Origin of the sequence: Modestobacter sp. Leaf380, assembly GCF_001424485.1 — a bacterium.
In the GTDB taxonomy this organism is placed as follows: domain Bacteria; phylum Actinomycetota; class Actinomycetes; order Mycobacteriales; family Geodermatophilaceae; genus Klenkia.
The window spans coordinates 344873-370072 of the sequence record NZ_LMQC01000019.1 but is presented as its reverse complement, the minus strand read 5'-3'; the positions used below and the strand labels follow the sequence as shown (position 1 = coordinate 370072).

The 25200-nt window shown below is 74.9% G+C and carries 23 protein-coding genes; 9 read left to right on the top strand and 14 right to left on the bottom strand.

What is annotated here, in order from left to right; genetic code table 11:
* Positions 1-38: 38 nt before the first annotated feature.
* Positions 39-920, bottom strand: coding sequence for a dioxygenase (locus ASG41_RS14195; protein ID WP_056295933.1), 882 nt, complete (start codon positions 918-920; stop codon positions 39-41).
* 127 nt (positions 921-1047) lie between these two features.
* Here ASG41_RS14195 and ASG41_RS14190 point away from each other — a divergent pair, with 127 nt between their 5' ends.
* Complete coding sequence (locus ASG41_RS14190) at positions 1048-5184, top strand: fibronectin type III domain-containing protein (protein ID WP_157519421.1); 4137 nt, start codon at positions 1048-1050, stop codon at positions 5182-5184.
* Here the strand turns inward: ASG41_RS14190 and ASG41_RS14185 are convergent.
* Together ASG41_RS14185 and ASG41_RS14180 are read right to left on the bottom strand one after the other, a co-directional pair.
* Positions 5136-7061, bottom strand: coding sequence for an alpha-amylase family protein (locus ASG41_RS14185; RefSeq protein WP_056295928.1), 1926 nt, complete (start codon positions 7059-7061; stop codon positions 5136-5138). The two genes, ASG41_RS14190 and ASG41_RS14185, sit on opposite strands and share 49 nt — an antisense overlap.
* Before the next feature lie 28 nt (positions 7062-7089).
* The gene (locus tag ASG41_RS14180) at positions 7090-7545 is read right to left on the bottom strand and encodes a MarR family winged helix-turn-helix transcriptional regulator (protein WP_200938921.1); all 456 of its coding nucleotides are present in this window, start codon (positions 7543-7545) and stop codon (positions 7090-7092) included.
* Positions 7546-7659: 114 nt separating this feature from the next.
* Here ASG41_RS14180 and ASG41_RS14175 point away from each other — a divergent pair, with 114 nt between their 5' ends.
* The gene (locus ASG41_RS14175) at positions 7660-9873 is read left to right on the top strand and encodes an MMPL family transporter (protein WP_056295921.1); all 2214 of its coding nucleotides are present in this window, start codon (positions 7660-7662) and stop codon (positions 9871-9873) included.
* Between the two features lie 18 nt (positions 9874-9891).
* On the opposite strand, the gene ASG41_RS14170 is transcribed toward ASG41_RS14175, so the two are convergent.
* Entirely contained in the window at positions 9892-10575 is a 684-nt protein-coding gene (locus ASG41_RS14170; RefSeq protein ID WP_056295919.1) for a response regulator, read from the bottom strand.
* Positions 10572-12224 (bottom strand): sensor histidine kinase, encoded by a 1653-nt coding sequence (locus ASG41_RS14165; RefSeq protein WP_235564798.1) that lies wholly within the window; start codon positions 12222-12224, stop codon positions 10572-10574. The genes ASG41_RS14170 and ASG41_RS14165 overlap by 4 nt, the downstream gene beginning before the upstream one ends.
* A gap of 188 nt (positions 12225-12412) precedes the next feature.
* Here ASG41_RS14165 and ASG41_RS14160 point away from each other — a divergent pair, with 188 nt between their 5' ends.
* On the top strand, positions 12413-13870 hold the full coding sequence (locus ASG41_RS14160; protein ID WP_056295916.1) for a cation:dicarboxylate symporter family transporter: 1458 nt from the start codon (positions 12413-12415) through the stop codon (positions 13868-13870).
* A 66-nt stretch (positions 13871-13936) separates the two neighbouring features.
* Here ASG41_RS14160 and ASG41_RS14155 read toward each other — a convergent pair whose 3' ends face one another.
* The 3 genes from ASG41_RS14155 to ASG41_RS14145 are packed head-to-tail and all read right to left on the bottom strand — an operon-like array spanning position 13937 to position 16167.
* Positions 13937-14857 (bottom strand): alpha/beta fold hydrolase, encoded by a 921-nt coding sequence (locus ASG41_RS14155; protein ID WP_056295913.1) that lies wholly within the window; start codon positions 14855-14857, stop codon positions 13937-13939.
* 39 nt (positions 14858-14896) lie between these two features.
* Positions 14897-15646 carry a ZIP family metal transporter gene (locus ASG41_RS14150; protein WP_056296654.1) on the bottom strand — a complete coding sequence of 250 codons (750 nt, stop codon included), beginning with the start codon at positions 15644-15646 and terminating at the stop codon, positions 14897-14899.
* Between the two features lie 47 nt (positions 15647-15693).
* Entirely contained in the window at positions 15694-16167 is a 474-nt protein-coding gene (locus ASG41_RS14145; protein WP_056295909.1) for a DUF2000 family protein, read from the bottom strand.
* Positions 16168-16245: 78 nt separating this feature from the next.
* Here ASG41_RS14145 and ASG41_RS14140 point away from each other — a divergent pair, with 78 nt between their 5' ends.
* Positions 16246-16707 (top strand): Lrp/AsnC family transcriptional regulator, encoded by a 462-nt coding sequence (locus ASG41_RS14140; RefSeq protein ID WP_056295905.1) that lies wholly within the window; start codon positions 16246-16248, stop codon positions 16705-16707.
* 10 nt (positions 16708-16717) lie between these two features.
* Here the strand turns inward: ASG41_RS14140 and ASG41_RS14135 are convergent, their stop codons facing one another.
* The 3 genes from ASG41_RS14135 to ASG41_RS14125 are packed head-to-tail and all read right to left on the bottom strand — an operon-like array spanning position 16718 to position 19082.
* Positions 16718-17311 (bottom strand): hypothetical protein, encoded by a 594-nt coding sequence (locus ASG41_RS14135; RefSeq protein WP_056295902.1) that lies wholly within the window; start codon positions 17309-17311, stop codon positions 16718-16720.
* A complete protein-coding gene (locus ASG41_RS14130; protein ID WP_082556935.1) occupies positions 17308-17859 on the bottom strand; it encodes an RNA polymerase sigma factor in 552 nt (183 codons plus the stop codon). The genes ASG41_RS14135 and ASG41_RS14130 overlap by 4 nt, the downstream gene beginning before the upstream one ends.
* A gap of 32 nt (positions 17860-17891) precedes the next feature.
* A complete protein-coding gene (locus ASG41_RS14125) occupies positions 17892-19082 on the bottom strand; it encodes an ATP-binding protein (RefSeq protein WP_056295899.1) in 1191 nt (396 codons plus the stop codon).
* An 86-nt stretch (positions 19083-19168) separates the two neighbouring features.
* Here ASG41_RS14125 and ASG41_RS14120 point away from each other — a divergent pair, with 86 nt between their 5' ends.
* Positions 19169-19768 (top strand): hypothetical protein, encoded by a 600-nt coding sequence (locus ASG41_RS14120; protein WP_056295896.1) that lies wholly within the window; start codon positions 19169-19171, stop codon positions 19766-19768.
* Positions 19769-19796: 28 nt separating this feature from the next.
* On the opposite strand, the gene ASG41_RS14115 is transcribed toward ASG41_RS14120, so the two are convergent.
* On the bottom strand, positions 19797-20465 hold the full coding sequence (locus ASG41_RS14115; protein WP_056295893.1) for a TVP38/TMEM64 family protein: 669 nt from the start codon (positions 20463-20465) through the stop codon (positions 19797-19799).
* Between the two features lie 125 nt (positions 20466-20590).
* Here ASG41_RS14115 and ASG41_RS14110 point away from each other — a divergent pair, with 125 nt between their 5' ends.
* Positions 20591-20776, top strand: a complete 186-nt coding sequence (locus ASG41_RS14110; RefSeq protein ID WP_056295887.1) for a hypothetical protein — start codon at positions 20591-20593, stop codon at positions 20774-20776.
* Positions 20777-20896: 120 nt separating this feature from the next.
* Positions 20897-21814, top strand: coding sequence for an AEC family transporter (locus ASG41_RS14105; RefSeq protein ID WP_056295884.1), 918 nt, complete (start codon positions 20897-20899; stop codon positions 21812-21814).
* A 242-nt stretch (positions 21815-22056) separates the two neighbouring features.
* Here ASG41_RS14105 and ASG41_RS14100 read toward each other — a convergent pair whose 3' ends face one another.
* Complete coding sequence (locus ASG41_RS14100) at positions 22057-22545, bottom strand: hypothetical protein (protein ID WP_157519420.1); 489 nt, start codon at positions 22543-22545, stop codon at positions 22057-22059.
* A gap of 111 nt (positions 22546-22656) precedes the next feature.
* Between ASG41_RS14100 and ASG41_RS14095 the strand changes: the two genes are divergently transcribed.
* Together ASG41_RS14095 and ASG41_RS14090 are read left to right on the top strand one after the other, a co-directional pair.
* Positions 22657-22962 carry a hypothetical protein gene (locus tag ASG41_RS14095; protein WP_056295877.1) on the top strand — a complete coding sequence of 102 codons (306 nt, stop codon included), beginning with the start codon at positions 22657-22659 and terminating at the stop codon, positions 22960-22962.
* Between the two features lie 99 nt (positions 22963-23061).
* Positions 23062-23451, top strand: a complete 390-nt coding sequence (locus ASG41_RS14090) for a phage holin family protein (protein WP_235564797.1) — start codon at positions 23062-23064, stop codon at positions 23449-23451.
* A gap of 18 nt (positions 23452-23469) precedes the next feature.
* Here ASG41_RS14090 and ASG41_RS14085 read toward each other — a convergent pair whose 3' ends face one another.
* On the bottom strand, positions 23470-25071 hold the full coding sequence (locus tag ASG41_RS14085) for a methyl-accepting chemotaxis protein (RefSeq protein WP_082556933.1): 1602 nt from the start codon (positions 25069-25071) through the stop codon (positions 23470-23472).
* Positions 25072-25200: the final 129 nt, after the last annotated feature.

Genomic DNA, 25200 nt, shown 5'->3' with positions numbered 1-25200 from the left:
GGGTGGTGGCGCAGCAGACCTGCGCCCCCACCCTCCGCTCAGGCGATCTGGAAGGAGCGCTTGGACAGGCCCATCATCCAGCCCTCGACGGTGGTGGTGACCGGCTGCTCGGGGTCCGCGGCGGCGCCGAGGGTGACGAACAGCGGGGTGAAGTGCTCCACCGTGGGGTGGGCGTAGGGCAGGCCCGGGGCCTGTGCCGCGTAGTCGGCCAGGCCCTCGACGTCACCGCGGGCCAGGGCGTCGGCGGCCCAGGCGTCGAAGTCCGCGGACCAGGACGGCACCGTGCCGCTGGTGACGGACTCCCGGGTGAGGAACGGCAGGCCGTGGGTCATGAACCCAGAGCCGATGACCAGGGTGCCCTCCTCGCGGAGCTCGCGGACCCGGCGGCCCAGGTCCAGCAGCCGGTGCGGGTCGTGGGTGGGCAGGCTCATCTGCAGCACCGGGACGTCGCCCAGGGGGTACATGACCTTCAGCGGCACCCAGGCGCCGTGGTCCAGGCCTCGGGAGCGGTGCTCGTACACCGGCTCGGAGTCCGGCATGGCCGCGGCGACCCGGCGGGCCAGCGCCGAGGCGTCCGGCGTCCGGTACTCCATCTCGTGGTAGCGGCGGGCGAACCCGCCGAAGTCGTAGACCAGCGGGGTGCCCGCGGCCGACCCGGACAGCGACAGCGGCGCCGACTCCCAGTGCGCGCTGATGATCAGCACGTCCTTGGGCTTGGGCATCGACAGCGCCCAGGTGTGCAGGTCGCGCATCCACGGGCCGTCGTCGAACAGCGGGGGCGCGCCGTGGCTGAGGTAGAGGCTCGGCAGGGCGTCGTCCCCGTCGGTCCAGGAGCGCTGCTCACGCGCGGCCGGCAGGGCGTCGACGAGGAAGTCGTCGAACGCCCCGGCGGGCACCTGCGGGTCGAAGATCGAGGTCACGGGTGCACCCTAGGCCGATGTACTTGATAAATCAACAAAACAGGTCCGGACTCAACTATTCCGACCCTGTGCCGACCTGAACTCCGGACGACCCTCCGGTGGGCAGTCCGGACGAGGGGTGTTCCACGTGGACCAGACGACGGGCCGACGACTGCGGACGGCGCGAGCCGCTGTCGCACTGCTGCTGCTGGGCGCCGTGCTGCTCACCGTCGGTCCGGCGCAGCGCGCCGTGCCGGTCGACAGCCCGGCGCTGGCCACGGTCAGCGACGCCGACCCGCTCCCGCCCACGAACGTGCAGATCACGGTCGGGGACCGCCGGTTCACCACGATCAGCTGGACGGCGTCCAGCGAGCCGAACCGCAGCGGCTACCTGGTCCGGCTGGGGTCCACCTCCATCACCGTGAACGGCGCCGACGCCACCTCGACGGGGACCGTGGCCGCCCCGGCCTTCACCGGGCTGACCAACGGCACGGACTACACCGTCGAGGTGGTCACCCAGACCCGTTACGGGTTCCTGAACCTGGCGTCGGCCACCGGCACGGTCGCCACCACGGCCTCCGCGTACCCCCAGGACGGTCTCGCCCCCGCTGCACCGACCGGAGTCACCGCGGCGCGCGGGGAGAACCGGGTCACGGTCTCCTGGGCGGCGAACACCGAGACCGACCTGGCCGGCTACCGCGTCCTGCGCGACGGCGTGGTCGTCAGCCCGACGGTCACCGGTCCCCGCACCTTCGTCGACACCGGCCTCGTCAACGACCGCGCGTACAGCTACACCGTGCAGGCCGTCGACGTGAGCCGGCAGTGGTCGGCGGGCTCGTCGCCCGCCGTGTCGGCGACCCCGACGGACCTGACAGCACCCGCGGCGCCCACCGGGCTGACCGCGGTCCGCGGCGACGGCCGGGTGACGCTGTCCTGGACGGCCGCCACCGAGCCCGACCTGGGCTCCTACCGGCTGCTGCGCAACGGGACCGAGGTCGCCACGGTGACCGGGACGACCACCACCGTGGACACCGGGCTGGTCAACGACACGACCTACACCTACACGCTGGTCGCGGTGGACACCCACGGCAACCGGTCGCCTGCGTCGGCCCCCGCGGTGTCCGCGACCCCGACCGACCTGACCCCGCCCGCGGTGCCCACCGGCCTGACCGCGGTCCGCGGCGACGGCCGGGTGACGCTGTCCTGGACGGCCGCCACCGAGCCCGACCTGGCCTTCTACCGGGTGCTGCGCGACGGCGTCGAGGTCGCCACCCGGACCACCCCGGCCCACGTGGACGGCGGGCTGACCAACGACACGGTCTACCGGTACGCCCTGGTGGCGGTGGACACCCACGGCAACCGCTCGGCGGCGTCCGCGCCCCCGGTGGCCGCGACGCCGACCGACCTGACCGCGCCGGCGGTGCCCACCGGGCTGACCGCCACCCGCGGGGACGGTCGGGTCGACCTGACCTGGACCGCGAACACCGAGCCCGACCTGGCCGGCTACCGGGTCCACCGCGACGGTGTCCTGCTCACCACGGTCGCCGCGCCGGCGACCTCGCTGGCCGACGTCGGGCTGACCAACGACACCACGTACCGGTACACGATCACCGCGGTCGACACCCACGGCAACGCCTCGCCGGCCTCCGCGCCGGCCGTGTCCGCCACGCCCACCGACCTCACCCCGCCGGCCCCGCCGACCGGGCTGACCGCCGGCCGGGGGGACGGTCGGGTGACGTTGTCCTGGGCGGCCGCCACCGAGCCCGACCTGGCCTCCTACCGGGTGCTGCGCGACGGCGTCGAGGTCGCCACGGTCACCACCCCCGCCTTCGTCGACGCCGGGCTGACCAACGACACGACCCACCGGTACTCCCTGGTCGCCGTCGACACCCACGGCAACCGGTCCGCGGCGTCGGCCCCCGAGGTGCCGGCCACCCCGACGGACCTGACCGCGCCGGCGGTGCCGACCGGGCTGGTCGCCGTCCGCGGGGACGGCCGCGTCGACCTGGCCTGGGCGGCGAGCCCGGAGCCGGACCTGGCGTCCTACCGCCTCCACCGGGACGGCGTGGTGCTGGCCACGGTCCCGGCCGGCACCACGACGCTGGCCGACACCGGGCTGACCAACGACACCACGTACCGCTACGCCATCTCCGCGGTCGACACCCACGGCAACGTCTCCGCCACCTCCGACCCGGCGGTGCCGGCCACCCCGACCGACCTCACCGCGCCGGCCGCCCCGACCGGGCTGACCGCCACCCGTGGGGACGGCCGGGTCGACCTGACCTGGGCGGCGGCCACCGAGCCGGACCTGGCCTCCTACCGGGTGCTGCGCGACGGTGTCGAGGTCGCCACCGTCACCGCCCCGTCCCACGCCGACCCGGCGCTGACCAACGACACCGCGTACCGGTACACCGTCGTCGCCGTCGACTCCCACGGGAACCGCTCGCCCGAGTCCGCCCCCGCCGACGCCACCCCGACGGACCTGACCGCGCCGCCGGCCCCGGTCGACGTCGTGGCGACCCCCGGGGAGCGGCGGGCGACCGTCAGCTGGGCGCCGCCCACCGCCGTGGACGTCGTCGAGCACCGGGTGCTGCGCGACGGCGTCGTCGTCGCCACCTCGCAGGGCACCTCGGTGCTGCTCACCGGCCTGGAGCCCACGGCGGTGACGTTCACCGTGGTCGCCGTCGACGGGCACGGCAACGTGTCCCCCGCGTCGGCCGCCGTCACCGTCACCCCCCACGACACCACCGCCCCCGCGGCGCCCACCGGCGTCGCCGGGCGGGCCGGGGACGCCACGGCCACGGTGTCCTGGCAGCCGGTGGGCGACGCCGACCTCGCCTCCTACCGGGTGCTGCAGGACGGCGTCGTCGTCGCCACCGTGACCGGGACGACCGCCACCGTGAGCGGTCTGGTGAACGGCACCCCGTACCGGTTCACCGTGGTCGCGGTCGACGGCACCGGGAACGCCTCCGCGGAGTCCGTCGCGGTCACCGTCGTCCCGGTGGCCACCACCGTGCCGACGCTGGGCTCCGGGGAGACCGGCGGGCTGGCGGCGAGCCGGGACGGCCGGTTCGTCGTGGTCGGCACCCGGGCGCAGCTGGACCCCGCGGACACCAACTCCGCCTACGAGCTGTACCTGCTGGACCGCACCGCCGGGACGGCGACCCGCATCGCGCCGCTGCCGGCCACCGCCACCGGGGCGTCGGACCCGACCAACACCGCAGCCCCGGCGGTCAGCGACGACGGCCGCTACGTCGCCCTGGCCACCACCGCGGCGCTGGTCCCGGCCGACACCAACCGGCTCGCCGACGTCTACCGGCTCGACCTGCGCACCCGGACCTGGTCGCTGGTCAGCGTCCCGGTGGCCGGGACGGTGAGCCCCACCGTGGCCGGCACCGTGCTGCAGTCCGGCGCGTCGGTCGCGGCCACCAGCCCGACGGTGGCGATGAGCGCCGACGGCGACCTGGTCGTCTTCTACTCCGCCCGGGCCGACCTGGGACCCCGGGACACCAACGGCGCCGTCGACGTCTACGCCAAGCGGCCCTCCACCGGCGTCGTCACCCGGGTCTCGACGACGGCGACCGGCACCGACCTGCCGCGCACCGCGACCGGGCCCGCGCTGGCGCTGACCCCGGATGGCCGCACCGTGGTCTTCCCGGCGACCAGCTCCAGCGGCCCGCTGGTGCTCTACCGCAAGACGCTGAGCGGGCCCGGTGCCGGCGAGGCGGTCGTCGTCTCCACCGTGGTCGCGGCCGGGCGGACGACGGAGGTCGCGGTCTACCGGGACGCCGGTGACGTCGCGGTCTCCGACGACGGCCGGTACGTGGTCCTGGTGACGGCGGCCAAGCCGGCCGCGCCGGGGACCAGCTGGTCGACGGGGCTGGCGTACCGCAAGGACACCGTCACCGGGGCGCTGGACCCGCTGGGCACCGGGCAGACCGGCAGCTGGGAGCACCAGGTCGGGCTGGACCCCACCGGCCGGTACGCGTTCTACTCCACGACCGCGCCGCTCGCTGCCGCCGACACCAACGGGCACACCGACGTGGCCCGGCGGGACCTGGACACCGGTGCGCTCACCCTGGTGACCGCCGACGCCGCCGGGCGGCCGACCACCGGTCCGACCGGCGCGGTGACGACGGCCGAGTACGGCCGGGTGCTGCCGGTGACCGGTGACCTGGTGCTGCTGACGACGTCCCAGGCGCTGCTGCCCAGCGACGGCAACCGGCTGCGCGACCTCTACGCCAAGGACCTCGGCAGCGGGGTGGTGCTGTCGCCGGTCCGCTGAGCGCGGGTCGGCGCGACCAGCCAGACCGCCTGGTACGGGGCGAGCTGGACGGCACCGTCGGAGACCCGGGGCCGCTCACCGGTCAGGTGGTCCACGACGGTGGTGGGGTCCAGTCCCAGGTCGGTCAGCACGTCGAGCGGCACGTGCCGCGGCTCGGGCGCGGCGTTGTAGGCGCCGAGCACGGCACCGAGCGGGTGCCGGCGGGCGACCAGCAGCACCGCCGGGTCCCGCGGGTCGAGCACCTGGGCGGGGAACGCGGCGTGCAGCTGGGGCAGCGTCGCCCGGGCCCGGGTCAGGGCGGCGATCCCGGCGACGATCGCCGGGGAGTCCGGGGCGGGGGTGCCGTCGGGGGTCCAGGTCAGCCGGGGCCGGTGGGCCCACCGGTTGTCCTCGGCGTGGCCGGGCTCCTCGGCCCAGTGCGGGTCGTCCAGCAGGCCCAGCTCGTCCCCGGACCACAGCACCGGGACGCCACCGAACCCGAACACCACCGCGTGGGCCAGCAGCACCCGGGCCACGGCGTTCGGGTCCCAGGCGCCCAGGCCGGCCAGGGAGGCGGCGGTGCCGGAGATCCGCCGGTCGCCGGTGGCCTCGTTCTCCCCGAAGACCAGACCGCGGGCCCAGGAGCCGGGGAACTGCCCGGAGTACCAGTCGGAGAGGAAGGCCCGGTGCGCCGGGCCGGACAGCCCGACGGCGGCCGCGTCGCCGTCGTCGACCGCCCAGCCGATGTCGTCGTGGCAGCGCACGTAGGTGGTCCAGGCCGTCGTGGACGGCGGGACCGGCAGCGCCTGCAGCGCCCGGGAGGCGAGCACCGCGTCACGGGAGGCCAGCATCGACCACACCTGGACCATGAGCCCGTTGTGGTAGGCCAGGTCGCTGACCTTCCCCCAGTGCTCGCCGGTGCCCAGGTAGGCGACCAGGTCCCGCGGGCCGACGATCGCCTCGGCCTTGAACAGCAGCGCCGGGCAGGCGATCCGGGCCACCGTGCGCAGCGCCTGGGTGAGCGCGTGCACCTCGGGCTGGTTCTGGCAGTCGGTGCCCAGCCGCTTCCAGGTGAAGGCGATCGCGTCCAGCCGGAGCACCTCGACGCCGTGGTTGGCCAGGTCCAGCACCACGTCGGCGTAGGCGCAGAAGACGTCGGGGTTGGCCCAGTCGACGTCCCACTGGTAGCTGTTGAACGTCGTCCACACCCAGCCGTCGAGCTCGGCGTCGAAGGTGAAGCTGCCCGGTGCGAGGTCCGGGAAGACCTCGGGCAGCGTGGCCTCGTGGGCGTCGGGCAGGGTCCGGTCGGGGAAGACGTGGAAGAAGGCGCGCGCGGCCGGGTCGCCGGCCCGGGCCGCCCGGGCCCAGGCGTGCTCGCGGGCCACGTGGTTGAGCACCAGGTCCAGGCACAGGCTGATCCCGCGGCCGCGCAGCTCCCGGGTCAGCGCCCGCAGGTCGGCCGTCGTGCCCAGGTCGGGGCGGACGGCGCCGAAGTCGGCGACGGCGTACCCGCCGTCGTTGGGCGGTGGGCCGGGGGTGAGCACCGGCATGAGGTGCAGGTAGCCGACGCCGAGGTCCTGCAGGTACCCGGCCCGCGCGGCGACGGCGGCCAGGTCTCCGGCGAACCGGTCGGCGTAGGCGGCGTAGCCCACCAGCCCGGGCCGCTGGAACCAGTCCGGGGCCAGGGTGCGGCGCAGGTCCAGGGCGTGCAGCTCCTCGTCCCGCTCGGCGAAGGCCGCGGCGGCGGCGGCCAGCAGCCGGTCGGCGACGGCCTGCGGGTCGGGGTAGAGCGGGGTGAGCCCGGCCAGCAGGTCGGGGAGCCACCGGTCGACGCGGGCCCGGAAGAGCTCCTGCCGGTGCGCGGGCAGGGTGGCGAGGACGTCGTCGACCGGGGGCACGGCAGCAGCATCGCAGCCGGTGGCGGGGTCAGCGCTCGGTGGACCACCGTCGGGCCGACAGGTCCTCGATCATGGTCACCAGCTGCTCGCGCAGCCCGGGGAGGTCGGCGACGGCGTCGCCCAGCACCCGCTCGGCAGCGGCGTCGGAACCCGCCTCGGCCAGGGCCGTCCGTCCGCCGTCGGTGACGGAGACCTCGACGCGCCGGCGGTCGGTGGTCGAGCGGGCCCGGCTGACGTGCCCGTGCCGCTCCAGTCGCTCCAGCACCCGGCTCATGGTCTGGTCCTCGACCTGCATGGCCTGGGCCAGCTCGCGTTGGGACCTGGGTCCCGACCCGAGCATCCAGAGCACGGCGAACGAGGCGTGGTTCAGACCCCATCCGGCCAGGTGGGAGTCCCAGGCGTGTTCGGCCAGCCGGGCGGCCGTGGACAGCAGCCGCCCGGTCGCCCAGGTCCGGGGGTCGTTGCCCACCGGTTGCTCGTCCACGTGACACCCCGATCCGGTGACGATTGCTCAGCTTGCTGAACATACCTGCTAGGTTTCCTCAGCAGGCTGACCATCTTGCGCCGCCCCCCGCCCGACCGCGAGCCAGGAGCCCCCATGGCCGGCACCACCCCCACCCGCTCCCACCGCCGGCTGCGCTGGCTGCTGCCCGCGGTGCTGCTGCTCGCCTGGCTGGCGCTGTCCGCCGTCGCCGGGCCCTACAGCGGCAAGCTGTCGGAGGTCCAGTCCAACTCCCAGAGCGACTTCCTGCCCTCGGAGGCGGAGTCCCAGCGGGTCGCCGAGCTGTCCGCGGGGTTCAGCGACAGCGAGGCCTTCCCGGCCTTCGTGCTGCTGGAGTCCGACACCCCGCTGACCCCGGCCCAGCTGACCGACTTCGCCGACTTCGCGGCGTCGGTCCCCGACATCGAGGTGCCGGTGGCCGGGGCACCGGCCGAGCGGGTCGGGGAGTTCCTGCTGCCCGGGGACATCCCCGTCGTGCCCAGCGAGGACGGCCTGGCCGTGCTCGCGCTGCTCACCTTCGACACCGATCAGGTGCTCGAGACCCTCGCCGACGGCCAGAACCCGGTCGTCGCCGCCGTCGAGCAGCTCCGCACGGTCGTCCCCGACCTGGGCGGTGAGGTCTTCCTGGCCGGGCCGGCCGCCACCACCGCCGATCTCGTCTCCGCCTTCGGCGGCATCGACGGCACGCTGCTGCTGGTCGCCGGGATCGCCGTGCTGGTCATCCTGCTGGTCGTCTACCGCTCCCCCGTGCTGCCGTTCTTCGTGCTGCTGACCGCCGGGTTCGCCCTCACCACCGCCAGCCTGGTCGTCTACCTGCTCGCCGACGCCGACGTCGTCACCCTGGACGGGCAGGGCCAGGGCATCCTGTCGATCCTGGTCGTCGGCGCCGCGACGGACTACTCGCTGCTGCTCGTCGCCCGCTACCGCGAGGAACTGCGTCGCCACGACGACCGCTACACCGCGATGCGCCGGGCCTGGCGGCAGACGCTGGAGCCCGTCACGGCCAGCGCCGCCACCGTGGTGCTGGGCCTGCTGTGCCTGCTGCTGGCCGACATCGGCCCGACCCGCGGGCTGGGCCCGGTCGCCGCCGTCGGCATCGTGTCCGCGGTCCTCGCCGCGCTGACCTTCCTGCCCGCGCTGCTCGTGCTGCCGGGACGCACCTCGCCCGGCCAGCACGGCCGCTGGGTCTTCTGGCCCGGTGTCCCGCAGGTCGGCTCGAAGGGTCCCGAGGTCACCGGGGTGTGGGCGAAGGTGGCCCGGCTGGTGGGCCGCCGCCCGGTCGCGGTCGGCGTGGTCAGCACGCTGGCCCTCCTCGTCCTGGCTGCCTTCGCCCCGACCCTGGACACCCGGGGCGTCTCGATCAGCGACACCTTCCTGGACCGGGTCGAGTCCGTCGTCGGTGGCGAGGCGCTGGCCCGGCACTTCCCCGCCGGCTCGGGTTCCCCCACGCTGGTCGTGGCCCCCGAGTCCGAGCTGTCCGTCGTCACCACCGTGGTGCAGGACGCCGACGGCGTCTCCTCGGTCGTGCCCACCCTGGACGAGGCGGGGCAGCCGCTGGTCTCCGACGGCCGGGTCCAGCTGGAGGTCACCCTGGTGGACGCCGCGGACTCCCCCGCGGCCGAGGACGCCGTCGCCGCGTTGCGCACCGACCTCGACGAGGTCGACCGCGACGTGGTCGTCGGCGGGACCACCGCCCAGGCCCTCGACATCCGGGAGTACTCCACGGCCGACCGGGACCGGATCATCCCGGTGATCCTGCTGATGATCTTCGTGGTGCTCGCGGTGCTGCTGCGCTCGCTGCTGGCCCCGCTGCTGCTGGTGGTGGCCAACGTGCTGTCCTTCGCGGCCACCCTGGGCGCGGCCTCGCTGGTCTTCGACCACGTGCTGGACCTGCCCGGCGGCGACCCGACGGTGCCGCTGTACGCGTTCGTCTTCCTGGTCGCCCTGGGGATCGACTACTCGATCTTCCTGATGACCCGGGTGCGCGAGGAGTCGCTGCTGCAGGGCACCCGCCCCGGCGTGCTGCACGGCCTGGCGGTGACCGGCGGGGTGATCACCAGCGCCGGCATCGTGCTGGCCGCGACGTTCGCCGCGCTGGGCGTGCTGCCGATCCTCTTCCTGCTCCAGATCGCGTTCCTGGTCGCCTTCGGCGTCCTGCTGGACACCTTCGTCGTCCGCAGCCTGCTGGTGCCCGCGCTGGTGTACCTGACCGGCAAGAGGGTCTGGTGGCCGCACCCGGTGTCCCGCCGCGAGGAGCCCGCCCCCGCCGAGGGCGACGTCCTGCTCCCCACCGGGACCTCCACCCGATGATCGACCCGGCGCGGACCCTCAGCCCTCGGAGCGCCAGCGGTACTCCAGCTCCGGGCGGCCGGTCCCGCCGTACCGGGGCGTGCGGACGACGAGGCCGGCCTCGGCCAGGTGCTCCAGGTAGCGGCGGGCGGTGATCCTCGAGGCGCCGATCTGGGCGCCGGTCTCGGCCGCGGACAGCCCGTCCCCGGTCCGCACCGCGGCGACGACGGCGTCCAGGGTCTCCCGGCCCATGCCCTTGGGCAGCGGGGCCGGCCGGGTCGGGCGGGCGGCCTCCAGCACCCGGTCGACGGCGTCCTGCCCGGCGATGTCGCCGTCGGCGCGCAGCTGGGCGCGGTAGTCGGCGTAGGCGGTCAGCCGGTCCCGGAGCGCGGCGTAGGTGAAGGGCTTGAGCAGGTAGCCGACGACGCCCTGGGCGGCGGCGGCGCGCACCGTGGACAGCTCGCGCGCCGAGGTCACGGCCAGCACGTCGACGTCCCGGCCGGCGGCGCGCAGCCGGCGGACCAGCTCGATGCCGTGCGTGTCGGGCAGGTTCATGTCCAGCATCACCAGGTCCACCGGCAGCCGGCCCAGCGCGTCCCAGGCCGCCGCCCCGGTCCCGGCGACGGCGACGGCGACGAAGCCCGCGGTCCGGTCGACGTAGGCCCGGTGCGCGTCGGCGGCGACCGGTTCGTCCTCCACCACCAGCACCCGCAGGTCGCTCACGACGTCACTCCCGCGGTGCTGCGCAGCGGCAGCGACACCCGGAACTCCGCGCCCGGCCCGGGCCGGACCGACACGGTCCCCCCGTTGCGCCGCACGGCCTGCGCGACCAGCGCCAGGCCCAGGCCGCGGCCGTTCCCGCGCGGGCCGTCGGCCTTGGTGGACCAGCCGCGCTGGAACACCTGCTCGGGGTCCGGGACGCCGGGGCCGGTGTCCTCCACCCGCAGCTCCAGCATCCCGTCCTCCTCCCACAGCGACAGCTGCACCTCCCGGGGGGCGTCCCCGGCCAGGGCGGCGTCGATGGCGTTGTCCAGCAGGTTGCCCACGATGGTCACCAGGTCGCCGCCGGGGATGCCGGTGCTGCCCACCGAGGTGGCCGGGTCGATCTCCATCGCCACCCCGCGCTCGTGGGCGGTGGCCGCCTTGCCCAGCAGCAGCGCGGCCAGCACCGGCTCCTCGACCGCGCCGACCACCCGGTCGGTGAGCCGCTGGGCCAGCGCCAGCTCGGCGGTGGCGAACTCGACGGCCTCGGCGCTGCGGCCCAGCTCCACCAGCGACACCGTGGTGTGCAGCCGGTTGGCCGCCTCGTGCGCCTGGGCGCGCAGCGACTCGGCGAAGGCCCGCACGCTGTCCAGCTCCCCGGTCAGCGCCTGCAGGTCGGTGTGGTCCCGCAGCGTGACGACGGCGCCCACCGAGCGGCCCTTCGGCGTCGCCGGCGCCTGGTTGACCACCAGCACCCGGGAGCCGCTGACGTGCACCTCGTCGACCGCCAGCCGCTGCTGGGACAGCGTGGCGGCCAGCTCCGGGGACAGCCCCAGCTCGCTGACGTGCCGGCCGGTGACGTCGCCGTCCAGGTCCAGCAGTCGGCGGGCCTCGTCGTTGACCAGCTGCACGGTCCGGTCGCCGTCCAGCAGCAGCAGGCCCTCGCGGACGGCGTGCAGCACCGCGTCGTAGTACTCGAGCATCCGGGCCAGCGGGGCTGCGCCGAGGCCGTGGGTCTGCCGGCGGAGCCGGCGGCTGATCAGCCAGCTGCCCAGCGCGCCGACGGCCAGCACCGCGCCGGCCACGCCCAGCAGCTCGGGCAGGGCGGCGGTGACGTCGTCCCCGATGGCGGTCAGGACGATGCCCACGCTGACCAGCGCGACGACGTCGGTCGTGCTGCCCACCCGGAACACCGGCGCCACGGCACGGACCGAGGGGCCCAGCGTGCCGGCGTAGGTCTCGGTGAAGGTGTCCCCCGCCAGGGCGTCGTCGATGGTGCCGACGAACGGCTTGCCGATCTGCGCCGGGTCGGGGTGGGTGAACCGGGTGCGGTCGGGGGCCATCACGGTGATGAAGGAGGTGTCGGTGTCGGCGCGGACCTGCTCCACGTAGGGCTGCAGCACGAACGTCGGGTCCTCGGTGAGCACCGTCTCCCGGACCAGCGGGGAGTCCGCCAGGGTCTCGGCGATGCTGCGGGCCTGGTTGGTGGCCCGGTCCTCCACGGCGGTGCGGGCGTCCAGGACGGCGACCCAGCCCAGCGCGACGACGACGACCACCAGCACCAGGGCCTGCAGCCCCAGCAGCTGCCGGGCCAGGCTGCGACGGTCCGAGCGCGCGCCACGGCCCGGGCGGCCGACGGGGCCGCGGGCGAGGACGGCGGGGATGCGCACGGTGCGAGTGTGCCGCGTCCGCGCTGCCCAGCGCCCTGTCCGGCGCCACCGGTCGTGCACGCAATGAACGCAAGGGTGACCGCCATCACGCGACCGGTCATGGTCTACCCGTCGCCGGTCCCCGGCGACCGCACTCCAGGCCGGCCCGATCCACCGATCGCCCGCCACCGACTCCACAGGAGCAGTCCATGGCACAGCGCAGCGCCCCCCTCGACGGGGCACCGAAGGTCAAGCGCGACAAGACGCACTGGCTCTACATCGCGGTGATCATCGCCGTGGTCGCCGGCATCGTCGTCGGGCTGGTCTTCCCGGAGTTCGGCGTCGAGCTCAAGTGGCTGGGCACCGCGTTCGTCGGCCTGATCAAGATGATCATCGCGCCGGTCATCTTCTGCACGATCGTGCTGGGCATCGGCGCCATCCGGCAGGCGGCGCAGGTCGGCCGGATCGGCGGCCTGGCGCTGGGCTACTTCATCGCGATGTCGACCGTGGCCCTGGCCATCGGCCTGGTCGTGGGCAACATCCTGCACCCGGGTGAGGGCCTGCAGCTGACCGACGAGGTCCGCGGTGCCGGCCAGGAGCTCGTGGACACCAGCGCCGAGGGCGCACCCGAGGGCACCACCGGCTTCATCCTCTCCCTCATCCCGACCACGCTGCTGTCCTCGCTGACTGCGGGCTCGGTGCTGCAGGCGCTGCTGGTCGCGTTGCTCGTCGGCTTCGCCCTGCAGGCCATGGGCCGCGCCGGCGCCCCGATCCTCACCGGCATCGGGCACATCCAGAAGCTGGTCTTCCGCATCCTGGCGATGATCATGTGGGTCGCCCCGATCGGTGCCTTCGGTGCCATCGCCGCGGTCGTCGGCGCCACCGGCATCGACGCGCTGAAGAGCCTGGGCATCCTGATGCTGGGCTTCTACGCCACCTGCGCGGTCTTCGTGTTCGTCTTCCTCGGCGCGATCCTGCGGATGGTCGTCGGGATCAACGTCTTCACGTTCCTGAAGTACCTGGGCCGCGAGTACCTGCTGATCGTCTCCTCGTCGTCCTCGGAGACCGCGCTGCCCCGGCTCATCGCCAAGATGGAGCACATCGGCGTCAGCAAGCCCGTCGCCGGCATCGTCGTCCCGACCGGGTACTCCTTCAACCTCGACGGCACCGCCATCTACCTGACGATGGCCTCGCTGTTCATCGCCGAGGCCCTCGGCGACCCGCTGAGCCTGGCCGAGCAGATCAGCCTGCTGGTCTTCATGATCATCGCCTCGAAGGGTGCGGCCGGGGTCTCCGGCGCCGGCCTGGCCACGCTGGCCGGTGGCCTCTCCTCGCACCGCCCCGAGCTGCTGGACGGCGTCGGCCTGATCGTCGGCATCGACCGGTTCATGTCCGAGGCCCGCGCGGTCACCAACTTCTCCGGCAACGCGATCGCCTGCATGCTGGTCGCCACCTGGACCAAGGAGCTGGACCGGGAGCAGATGTCGGCCGTGCTGGCCGGCGACCGCCCCTTCGACGAGACCACGATGCTCGACGACGACCACGGCCCCTCGACCACCGAGGGCGACCCGGTCGACGCCGCCCCGGCCAGCGGCACCAACGCCGGCCCCGGCCAGCGCGACGCCGGCTACGCCGAGCGGTCCCTCGCCAAGGACTCGCTGACCTGATCCGCACCCCCTGACGCCGACGCCCGCGCCCCCCACGAGGGGACGCGGGCGTCGTGCTGTCCGGGTTCAGCGGGTGACGGCCGCCGGGACGGTGTCGGTGATCGCGGTGACGCCCTGTGGGGACCACAGCACCGAGAAGTGGTCGGTGTCGGGCACCTCGACCGCGGTGATCCCGGCCGGCTCCAGGCCGAGGCCGGCGAGCCGGACCTCGTCGTAGAGCCCGGGGCTCTCACCGAGCAGGCCACGGGTCGCCCACAGCAGGGTCGCCGGCACCGGCAGGGAGGCGCTGGCCTCGCGCACCATCTCGTCCAGCAGCACCTCGCCGCCGTCCACCCGCACGGCCCGGTCGACGACGGCGCTGCGCAGCCCGTCGCCGCTGGGCACCAGGTCCCGCTGCACGTAGGCGTCCACCGCCGGGTCCTCCAGCCACGGCCCGACCGCCGGGTGCTGTGCCCACCAGGCGCGGGCGTCGTCGAGGTCGGCGAAACGGAGGTCCAGGCGTTCCAGGGAGGGCCCGAGGACGGCGGCCAGCATCGCGTCGACGTCACCGGCCGGCGGGACGGCGAGCTGCAGCCCGCCGTCGACCAGCACCAGCCCGTGGACCAGGTCGCGGGCCGGGCCGGCGGCGGCCAGGGCGGCCACGAACCCGCCCATCGAGTGCCCGACCAGCACCGCCGCGTTCGCTCCGCCCTCCCGGTCGGCGCCGTACGCATCGAGCACCGCGGTGACGTCGTCGGCGTGCGCCTGCAGGCCGTAGACGCCGGGGACCTCGGCGCTGCCGCCGCGCCCGCGCAGGTCCACGGCGACCACCTCGTGCTCGCCGGCCAGGGCGGCGCCGACGGCGGTCCAGGCCGCGGCGTTGGCGGTGATGCCGTGCACCAGCACGACCAGGGGCGCCGAGGGCGCGTCGGCCGCCCAGTACAACGCAGCCAGCTCACCACCCTCGACCGGGACGCGGATCTCCTCGGGGGCGACGGGTTCGCTCATGGGCTCCCCCTGCCCACCCCGTTCCACGTGGAACCGGCCTCAGGCCATCTCGATGGCGAAGGCCACCAGGAAGCCCAGTGCGGTGATCAGCCCGGTCCAGGTCCGGGTCTCGGCGAACGCCTCCGGGATCATCGTGTCCGCGATCATGGTCAGGATCGCGCCCGCGGCGACCGCGGTGATCACCGCGATCACCTCGGGCGGGGCGCTGCCCAGTACCAGGTACCCGACCAGCGACGACAGCCCGGACAGCACCGCGATGCCGGACCAGACGCCGAAGACGTAGCGGGCCGAGCGTCCGCTGCGCTTCATCCCAGCCGCGCTGGACAGGCCCTCGGGCACGTTGGAGATGAACACCGCGGCCAGCACCGGCAGGCTCACCGCCCCGCCGGACAGCAGTCCGACGCCCAGCACGACCGACTCAGGGACGCCGTCCAGCAGGGCACCGACGGCGATCGCCGCCCCGCTGCCGGACTGCTCGTCCTCGCTGGGTTGCTGCCCGCCCGAGCGCTTGCGGTGCCGGGCGCCCCGCCGGGCCAGCAGGGCGTTGGCGCCCAGGTAGACCACCGCACCGCCGAGGAACCCGACGGCCGTGGCCGGCAGTCCGCCGGTCTCGGCCGCCTCGGCCATCAGGTCGAAGGCCACCGCGGAGATCAGCACCCCCGAGCCGAACGCCATCACCGAGGCGACGACGACCTGCGGCACCCGCAGGGACCAGGCGACCAGTGCGCCCAGCACCAGCGCGCCGCCACCGAGCAGGCCCCAGAGCCCGGCCTCCAACCACGTGGGCACCGCCCACCTCCCGTCGTCGGGGACGGCGGTGCCCACCGGCGCAGGGCTCAACCGGTCAGGAGGGCCAGGCGCTTGGTGATCGCGGCGACCCGGTTCCGGGGTCCGACCAGGCTCACCGCCCGGCAGGCCAGCCCGGCACCGGGCGTGGTCGCCAGCTCGGCGAGGTAGCCGTCGTAGACCCGGTGGGTCTGTGCGGCCCGGGGCATGTCCACGACCAGGACACCGACCGACCCCACCGCCTTCTCCCGGGCGGCGGCCAGCTCCTCGGCGGTCGCGGTCAGCACCGAGCAACCGGCCCACGGCAGGCCCGGGTGGTGCACTCCGTCGGCGTCCGGGCCGCCGTGGGCCAGCAGGTGGTCCACCGCCGCCCCGGTCGCGGCCGCCACGCAGGCGACGGCGTTCACCAGCTCACCGGCGGGCACCGCGGCGTCGACGACCACCACCCACTTCAGCCGGGCGTTGCGGGTCGGCTCGGCGGTGACCACCTCGTCGGGCAGGAAGCCGATGTCGTTCGCTGTCATGAGGTCACGCTAGGCAGATCGACGCCCTGTGTGGGCGCCTGCCGTACGTCGTTCGGCTGGAGCCGCCAGGATGGACGCGTGGACGAACTCGATGCGGCGATCCTGCGGGAACTGCAGTCCGATGCCCGGCGGACCAACCGGGACGTGGCGGCCGCCGTCGGGGTCGCGCCGTCCACCGCGCTGGAACGCACCCGGGCGCTGCGCGACCGCGGGGTGATCCGGGGCGCCACCCTCGACGTCGACCTCGCCGCCGTCGGCCGCCCGGTGCAGGCGCTCATCGCCATCCGGGTGCGGCCGCCGTCCCGCCGGGCGATCGAGGCCTTCCGAGACTGGGCGCAGGCCCAGCCCGAGACCATCGGGCTCTTCGTCGTCTCCGGGGCGGAGGACTTCCTGGTGCACGTGGCGCTGGCCGACAACCAGGCGCTGTACGCCTTCGTCGTCGACCGGCTCACCCAGCGGCCCGAGGTGGGCGACGTGCGCACCAGCGTCGTCTACGAGCACCTGCGCCGGCCGCCGCGGATCACCGCGACCGACGACTGACGACTGACGCTCAGCCGAACGCGGCCTCGAACAGCGCCCGCAGCTCCGGGCTGTCCACCCCGCTGCCCCCGCAGGAGCCGATCGTGCCGCCGTCGGCGGTGAGCAGGTACGTCGTGCCCTGCTGCAGCTCCAGCGGGGCGCCGTCCACCACGTCGCCGGCGTCGCCCTGCACCACCTCGACGGTGTCGGCGACGTCGCCGGCGAAGCGCTCCGTCGTCTCCAGGGTCACGGTGCCGCCCGCGATGCCGGTGACCCGGGCGGCGAAGGCGACGTCGCTGCGGGCCAGCGTCTCGGGGGTGAGGGCGGCGCAACTGGCTGCCGGGCCGCCGCCGGGCTGGGCGGTCAGCACGGTCGGGTCCCCGCCGGCGGTCAGCCAGAGCGCTCCCCCGCCGACGGCGACGACGGCCGCGGCGGCACCGGCCAGCAGCAGCGCGCGCGGACGGCGGTGGGTGTCGGGGGTGCTGCTGGTCGGGGCGGTGCTGGTCGGGGCGGTGCTGGTCACGGTGTCCTCCAGGAGCTGGTCCAGCCGGTCGGGCCGGAGTGCGGGCAGGTCGGGGAGGGGGTCGGCGGCGCGCAGTCGCCGGTCCAGGTCGTCGTCGGTCATCGGGTCCCCTCTCCTCGCAGTCCTGTGTCCGGCCGGGGCTCGGCTCTTCCGAGTTCCTCGCGCAGCCGCCCGCGGGCCCGGTGCAGCCGGATGGCGACCGCGTTCGGCGTGATGCCCAGCAGCTGGGCCAGCTGGGCGGTGGTCAGCTCGTCCCAGGTGGCCAGCCGGAGCAGCTCGGCGTCGGCGGGGCGCAGCCGGTCCAGGGCCGCGCGCACCACGGCGGCGTCGTCCAGCCGGCCGGCGACCGGCTCCGTGGGGTCGGGGACCGACGTCGGCTCGCTCCCGCCGAACCGCAGCGCCAGCCGGCCCTGTCGACGCCGCCCGCGCTCGGCGTTGGCCAGCTGCAGCCGGGCGATGCCGATCGCCCACGGCACCGGGTCGGCCGGGACGTCGTCCAGTCGCCGCCAGAGCACCAGCAACGTCTCGCCGAGCACGTCGTCGGCGGTGGCCGGGTCGGTGCGGCGGTGCAGGTGTCGGCGGACGGGCTCGACCACGGCGCGCACGACGCGCTCGAGGTCGGCCCGCCGCTGGTCCGGTGCGGTCCTCACGGGGTGCTCTGTCCGGGACCGCCGCCGGTCTTTCAGTCCGGGTGACGGAGCAGGTAGCGGCCGAAGTGCGGCACGGTGAAGGCGATCTGGCCGCGCTCGGCGCTGTAGACCAGGCCCTTCTTGATCAGCGCATCCCGGGCCGGGGACAGCGAGGCGGGCTTGCGGCCCAGGGACACGGCCACGTCGGAGGTGCCGACGGCGGCCCCGCCCGGCCCGCCCAGGTCGGCCATGGCGTGCATGTACTCCCGCTCGGCGGGGGTGGCCCGGTCGTAGCGGGAGCCGAAGAAGCCCACTGCCAGCTCGGCCTCGGCGGCCGGGGCGGCCATCGCGACGTCGGCGGCGGTGATCGGGCTGGTGGCGGCGACGTCCCAGGTGACCTTGCCGTAGGCCTGCACGAAGTAGGGGTAGCCGTCGGCGGCGGCGTAGAGGGCGTTCAGGGCGTCGGCCTCGAAGACGACGTCCTCCCGCTCGGCCGGGCCGACCAGCGCCCGGTCGGCGGCGGCCCGGTCCAGCCGGTCGATGCGCAGGTAGCGGAAGAGCCGCTCGGAGTAGGACTTGGACGCCGACAGCACCGCGGGCAGGTGCGGCAGCCCGGCCCCGACGACGATCAGCGGGGCGCCCTGCTGGGACAGCTCGTGGCAGGCCGCGCAGATGGCGCTGACGTCGTCGGCCTGCACGTCCTGCATCTCGTCGATGAACAGCGCGATGCCGCTGCCCACGTCGGCGGCCACCCCGGCGGCGTCGGAGAGCAGCTCGACCAGGTCGATCTCCATGTCCCCGCTGTCGGCCCTCCCGGTCGCGGCCGGGACGTCGATGCCCGGCTGCCAGCGGTCCCGCACCTTCGCGTCCGGCGCCTGGCGCTGGGCGAAGGCCTTCACCACGCCGAGCACCTCCTGCACCGACTCCTGGTCCCCGTGCCGGGGGCCCAGCTCGCGCAGCGCCATGTGCAGCGCGCTGGACACCGGCCGGCGCAGCGACTGGTCGGGCCGGGCCTCGATCTTCCCGGTGCCCCAGCCGCGGGCGATCGCCGCCGAGCGCAGCTGGTTGAGCAGCACCGTCTTGCCCACGCCGCGGAGCCCGGTCAGCACCAGCGAGCGCTCGGGCCGGCCGTGCGCGATGCGCTCCAGCACGACGTCGAAGGCGGACAGCTCGGTGTCGCGGCCGGCCAGCTCGGGCGGCCGCTGACCGGCGCCGGGGGCGTACGGGTTCCGCACGGGGTCCATGTGTCGCACCGTATTCCGCTCTCTAGTCCCCGACGTAGAAGCTGGTAGAAGCGACTAGCGCGTGTCGCGGTGGGCAGTCCCCCGGGGTGACGCGCGAACGCTTCGACGGCTGGATCCTCGGCACCGGGACGACGTCGGGCACCCGGCTCGTGCTGGGCCACTGGCCGCGCTCCCCGCTGGGCGCGGTGTCCGACGTGATGGTCGAGCGCGCCGACGGGCACCGCACCCTGCTCGCCCAGACCGCCGAGCTCGCCGACTTCGTCGCCGCCACCTACTCCTTCGACGAGGTCCGGGTCGTCGACGTCGCCGTCGGGCGGGAAGCCGAGCACTGGGCGGTGGACGCCGGACCGCTGCGGCTGCGGGTGCGCGCCGGGCGCCGTCCGGGCCTGGGCTGGCTGCTGCGCGCCGTCCCTCCCCCGCTGGCCCGCACCCCCGCCTGGGTCGGCCTGCTCGACGGCCCGGCACAGCTGCTCACCGGCCTGCACACCCGCGGCTCGGCCGGGAACGGGCGCACCGAGTGGTACGGCGTGCAGGACCTGCACCGGCTGCGCACCGTCTCCGCCAGCTGGGACGGCGCCCCCCTCGGCGGGCTGGCCCGCGTCGACCCACCGGTGCGGTTCGGCTTCGGCTCGGTCCCCGCGGAGCCCTCCGTCGTCCGGGTGACGACGACGGTCGACGTCCCCTAGACCCGTCTGGGGCTGTCTTCCCCTGACGCTAGAGGGGTGTAGAACGCTGCAGACGCCGTCGGCGGGTGAGCACCACGGCCACCACCACGACGACGACGAGCGGGACGGCGCTGACCAGCAGCGTCCAGCCGCCGCCCGTCGAACCCACGGTCGCGCCGATGCCCACGTGCAGCACGGTGCCCGGCAGCAGCCCCAGCGCCGAGCCGGCCAGGTAGGCAGACCACCGGATGCCCGACAGCCCGGCCGCGTAGCTGACCAGCGTGAACGGGGCGACCGGGGTGAGGCGGCCGAGCACCGTGGCCAGGAACCCGCGGCCGCTCAGTGCCGCGTCGGCCCGGGCCAGCCGCGGGCCCGCCAGCCGCTCCACGGTGTCCCGGCCCAGCGCCCGGGCCAGCCCGTAGCCGGCCGCCGCGCCCAGCACGCCGCTCACCCAGGCCACCGCCAGCCCGCCCCAGAACCCGGCGACCACCCCGGCCAGCACGCTCAGCGCCGTCCGCGGCACCGGCGCCAGCGTGGCCAGCGCGCTGAGCGCGATCAGCCCGACCCAGCCCCACGCGCCCGCGTCGGCCAGCCAGCCCCGCACCACCGTCACCGACGGCAGGTCGACGGTCAGCGCCACGACGAGCCCGGTCAGCACCAGGGCGACCAGCAGCCCGGCCCGCACGGCCTGCGCCGTCGTCACCCGGCCCCGTCGCACTCCCCCAGTCTGCCGCCCGCCCTGTGACCCGTCCCCACCCGTCGCGTGAGCACCCACGGTCCCTTCGGGGCGCCCGAAGCGACCGTGACTGCTCACTCGGCGAGCCCGGGTACCCGACCCTCCAGGTGGACGCGGCCGGCCGCGCGGCGTGCGCCCTGCTGGAGGGCCGCCCCTCAGAGGTCACCGTCCGGGTGCTCGAGTCCGGTGTCGTGGTGACCGAGTCGACGGTGGAGCCGGAGTTCGTGCGGGTGGGCGGCACCGCCGAGTGCGGCGGCCCGACGGAGGCCGAGGTCGTCGTCCCGGCGCCGTAGCCCGTCGAGTGGGCGGTGGTGCTGGTCTCCCGGGCCCGGTGGGCAGACCAGGGGTGCACTCGGTGCCACGCGGGGGCCGGGCCGCAGACTGGGGGGCGTGCCGACCCGCCTGCCGCCCGCGTGACGGGGGTCCTGACCGGGTTCGTGGTGATCGGGCTGATCATCGCGGTCGGCTACGTCGCGGCCCGGCGTGGCGTGCTGCCCGACGGCGCGCAGGTGGTGCTGGCCCAGGTGTCGTTCCGGGTGGCCACCCCGGCGCTGCTGTTCACCACGCTGGTCGCCGCGGATCTGGGGCAGGTGTTCTCCGGGACGCTGTGGGTGACCTCGTCCGCTGCGCTGGTCTGCGCGGGGGTGTTCCTGGCGGTCGGCGCGGTGCGCCGGTGGGGCGTGGGCCGGACGACGATCGGCGCGCTGTCGGCCGGGATGGTCAACAGCGCGAACCTCGGGATCCCGATCGCGGTGCACGTGCTGGGTGACGCGACGCTGGTGGCCCCGCTGCTGCTGTTCCAGCTGGTCGTCTTCGTGCCGGCCGCGGTGGTCGCGCTGGACCTGTCCGGCCCGGACGACGGCACCCCCCGCTGGGTGCGGCTCACCGCGCCCTTCCGAAACCCGGTGCTGGTCGCCTCGGTGCTCGGCCTGGTGGTCGGCGCCCTGGGGTGGACGGTGCCCGAGCTGGTGCTCGAGCCGCTGACCCTGCTGGCCTCCTTCGCCATCCCGGCGGTCCTGCTGGCCTACGGCATCTCGCTGCACGGGGCGCCGGTGCCCGGCCGCGGCCCCGACCGTGGGGCGGTGCTGCTGGCGACCGCGCTCAAGCTGGTGGTCATGCCGGGGACGGCGTGGGCGCTGGGGGCCGCGCTCGGCCTCACCGGCACCGACCTCTTCGTCGCCGTGGTGCTGTGCGCGCTGCCGACGGCGCAGAACGTCTACACGTACGCGGTCGCCTACGACACCGGTCAGCGCATCGCCCAGCAGACGGTCACCCTGACGACGGCGGGCTCGATCCCGGTGCTGCTGGGCGTCTCGGCGCTGCTGGGCTGAGCGATCGAGGAGTGGGGGCCGGTCCGACAGCCGCCTCGCGGCGAGTGGTCGCTCGTGGCGACGTGGGTGAGGCCCGGGGGCATGGACCGGACCGGCCACCCGTAGTCAAGCACGCCGGGGCGCCGGCTGTTCCCGCCGCGCCGGAGCCCCGCATGTCGTCGTCTGCAGCTGTCTAGGCCGTGGGCTAGAGAGGTCCAGACGAGGGCATCATCGGGTCCCGCCCAGGCCGAGCGAGGGTGCCGTCAGGGTGGCCCCTCCTCGAGCCAGGCCCTGAGGTCCTCGACCTGCCGGTCCAGCCGTCGGCGCAGGGCGGGCAGCGACGGCACCCGGGTGCACGGCAGCGGGACGTCGACCCCGGACCTCAGCACCAGCTCGGCACCCCACCCCAGGGGGATCGGCGGGCCCTGTCCGGGGTCGTGGGACACCGGTGCGGCGACGACGTCCAGCACGTCCTCCATCTCGTACCGGGCCGTGCCCGACAGCGAGCCCACGGTCAGGTGTCCCTCGGGGTGCGCGACCGCACCGCCCACCGCCCGGAGACCGGCGCCCACGCCGACGCCGACGGCGAGCGCGAGGCACAGGACCGCGAGCGGGGTGAGGGTGGTCGGCCACAGGACCGCTCCCGCGCCGGCGAGCAGGGCCACCAGCAGGGCCTCGATGGCCAGCTCGCGGGTGGGGACCCGGAGGTCGACCCCGCCGGGCCGCGGCCGGCGGGTGTCGTGGTCGGTCACCGGCACAGGGTGCCCCCACCGGGAGCGGTCCCACCCGGGCACGGCCCCACCGGGCTCCGGTCAGCCCACGGGTGGATGCCCCGGCCGGGGTCCGTGCGCGAGCGTGGGGGCATGACCCGGATGCTGCTGATCCTGTCGTGGGCCGTCGGGGCGCTGCTCGTCATCGGCTGGTGGGGCGTGTACCTGTGGGCCGGCGACAGCTGCGAGCTGGGTGCGGGCACCTCCGTGTACGGCCGGGCGGAGTGGACCTGGGCGCCGCCGGGCTGGTCGTGCAGCTGGACGACGGCGGCCACCGGGGTCGGGCCGCTGTCCAGCGGCCCGAGCGCCGGACCGGCGCTGGCGACGCTGGCCCTGCTGGGGTGGCCGCTGCCGGTGTGGGTGGGCTCCCGGGCGGGGCGGCGCTCGGCGGGCGGCTGAGCAGCAGGCAGCAGGGCAGCAGGCAGTGGGACAGCAGGGCAGCTCGGCGGCGGGGCGCCGGACGGGCCGACCGTGATCACCGCCGCTACCGTCTGCGGCGTGTCCACACTCGTGAAGTTCGCCCTCCGAGTCGTCGTCCTGGCCGTGATCATCTACGTGGTCACCCAGCTGGTCAGCGGCATCACCGTCATCGGCAACCCCGACGGCACGTTCGGTGAGACCGGCACCTTCCTGTGGGTCGCGCTGCTGTTCGCGGTGGTGAACTCGATCGTGGGCCCGGTGGTGCGGCTGTTCTCGTTGCCCTTCGTCGTCCTGACGCTCGGGTTGTTCCTGCTGGTGGTCAACGCGGCCCTGCTGGGGATCACCGCGGCGATCAGCGACCGGCTCGAGGTCGACGGGTTCTGGACGGCGGTCGTGGGTGGCTTCCTGATCGCGGTCTTCAGCTGGATCGCCGAGCTGCTGCTCCCGCTGCGGGTCCGCGCGGACTGACCACCCACGACCGCTCGCTCAGTACCGGAACTGACCGACCAGCTGCTGGAGGCCGCCGGCCATCCGGGCCAGCTCGTCGGCCGCCTGGGCGGTGTTCGCCGCCCCCGCCGTCGTCTCCGCGGTGGTGGTCGACACCTCGGCGACGCTGGCGACGATCTGCTGGGCGTTGGACGCGGCGTCGGACACGTTGCGGGCCATCTCCGTGGTCGTCGCGGTCTGCTCCTCGACGGCCGAGGCGATGGTGGCCTGCCGGTCGCTGATCTGACTGACGATGTCGGAGATCTCCTGGATGGCCGCGCTGGCCTCCACCGTGTCGTTCTGGATGGCGGCGATGCGGCGGGTGATGTCCTCGGTCGCCTTCGCGGTCTCCTGGGCGAGCTCCTTGACCTCGTTGGCGACGACGGCGAAGCCCTTGCCGGCCTCGCCGGCGCGGGCGGCCTCGATGGTGGCGTTGAGGGCGAGCAGGTTGGTCTGCTCGGCGATGCTGGTGATCACCTTGACCACGGCACCGATCTCCTGGGACGAGGCCCCCAGCTTGGCGACCGTCGTGGTGGTCGTGGCGGCGGAGGCGACCGCCCGCTGGGCGACCTCGGAGGCCTGGGTGGCGTTCTGGGCGATCTCCCGGATGGAGGCCCCCATCTCCTCGGTGCCGGCCGCAACGGTGCCGACGGCGGTGGAGACCTGTGTGGTGGCCGACGAGACGGCCTCCACCTGGCGAGCGGAGGAGGAGGCGTTGCCCGAGAGCTGGGTGGAGGTCGCCATCATCTCCTCCGACGCTGCGGACAGGGTCTGGGCGTTGGCGTCGATGGCCCGCATCGCGGTGGCCAGGGACCCCACGGCCCGGTTGAGCGCCCGGGCCATGTCGCCGACCTCGTCGCGGGTGTCGACGTCGAGGGTCTGGTCCAGTCGTCCGTCGGCCAGCCCCTCGAGGACGTGCACGCTGCGCCGGAGGGGCCCGGAGATGCCGCGGGTGAGCAGGACGGCGATCGCGACGACGGCCAGCGCGCCCAGCACGAGGGCCAGGTACACGGTGTTCCGCGTCTGGGTGGCGGCCGCCGTCGAGGAGTCCGACCGGGTGGTGAGCAGCGCGGACTCCGTGTCCTCGCCGTCGGTGATCAGGCCGTCGATCTGCTCGCCGACGGCCTGTCCCGCGTTGGTCAGCACGATCGCCTGGGCGGCCTCGAAGCCGGCGTCGCCCAGGACGTCGATGGTCGACTGCATCTCGTCGAACTTCTGCTGGACCAGCGGTCGGAGGGTGGCGATCCGGTCCTGCTGGACGGCGTTGTCGGCCGTCAGCTCGGCGACGGCGTCCAGCGCCGTCCCGACGTCGCGCTGCGCGGTCGTGAACGGGGCCAGGTAGCTCTCCTCGGCGGTGACGAGGTAGCCCCGCTGGCTGGTCTCGGCGGCGGTGATGGCACTGCGCACGTCCTGGAAGCGGTCCAGCACGTCGTTGGTGTGGAGCACGCTGGCCGTGTTCTGGTCCAGCGTGTGCAGGTTGTCCACGGTCAGCCAGGAGGTCACGACCAGGGGCAGCAGTGCGGCGGCGAAACCGAGGGACAACCTCGTGCCGGTGCGGAGGTCCGAGAACCTGCGGCGGCGGAGGGGCTGAGGCGAGCTCACGGTTCTCCTTCATCGATCGGTGGGGTTCCGGGGGGACCGGGTCCTGAACCGGTTTCGGCCCCGGACGGCTCGCCGACAGCGGAGTCGGCGGGTGTGACCGACTTGCGGCCGGCCGGGTGGGTCACCCCC